Here is an 821-nt window from a genome sequence, read left to right as displayed (position 1 = left end):
ACTTATGTCAATAAAGTAGACACGTAAAGTGAGAGATTTTTTTATGCAGCATGAGCTTCGCTTGGTGTTAGATAATCAATGCTGCTATGAATCCTTTTACGGTTGTACCAAGATTCGATATATTCAAAAAGACTTTGATAGGCGTCGTGCGAATCAATATAAGTCTTTAAGTTCACTTCTTCTTTTTTTAGCACAGCGTGAAAGGATTCGATACAGGCATTGTCATAAGGACATCCCTTCTTGCTATAGGAATGTTGTATTTCTTTTTCTGCCAAATAACTTTCAAAATCATGGCTCGTATATTGAGATCCTAAATCACTATGAAGGATTATACCTGAGCAATCAGAAACATTTAAACAAGCATTTCTTACAGCTTTTATAGCCAACTCTGCAGTCATTGAAGTATCATAAGCCCAGCCTATGATCTTCTTGCTATGAAGGTCCATAACGCTGGCAAAATAGGTCCATTCATCTTTTATGGTATGAATATAAGTGATATCTGTACACCATTTTTGGTTAATAGTGGTTGTTTTAAAGTCTTGTTCGAGTAAGTTTCCTCTTCCTTCCGCTGAAGAAGTCTTTGAGTAATAACGGTGTTTTTTGTTTACGATCGATCGAATCCCTAAAAAAGTCATTCTTCTTTGAACTCGTTTTAGACTTACTAAATAGCCGTTCTTAAGCAAAGTCTGATGGATTTTAGGAGCTCCATAGCGTCTCTTTGTATTGTAATAAATATTTAGAATCTCCTGATCCAACTTCTGATTCTCAAGTGCTCGTTTGGAAGGCTTCCGATCCCGGATTTTGTAATAAGTACTTCGATT

Annotated in this window: 1 protein-coding gene; it reads right to left on the bottom strand. The window is 35.9% G+C overall.

Annotated elements, in window-relative coordinates:
- Positions 1-41 precede the first annotated feature (41 nt).
- On the bottom strand, positions 42-821 hold a 780-nt coding region (locus tag ACTQ46_RS11105), incomplete at its 5' end, for an IS3 family transposase (protein ID WP_441749890.1).

The organism is Gallicola sp. Sow4_E12 (assembly GCF_052116305.1).
In the GTDB taxonomy this organism is placed as follows: domain Bacteria; phylum Bacillota; class Clostridia; order Tissierellales; family Peptoniphilaceae; genus JBQKLI01.
The sequence above is the reverse complement of the archived record's forward strand: the minus strand, read 5'-3'. Positions and strand labels throughout refer to the sequence as shown.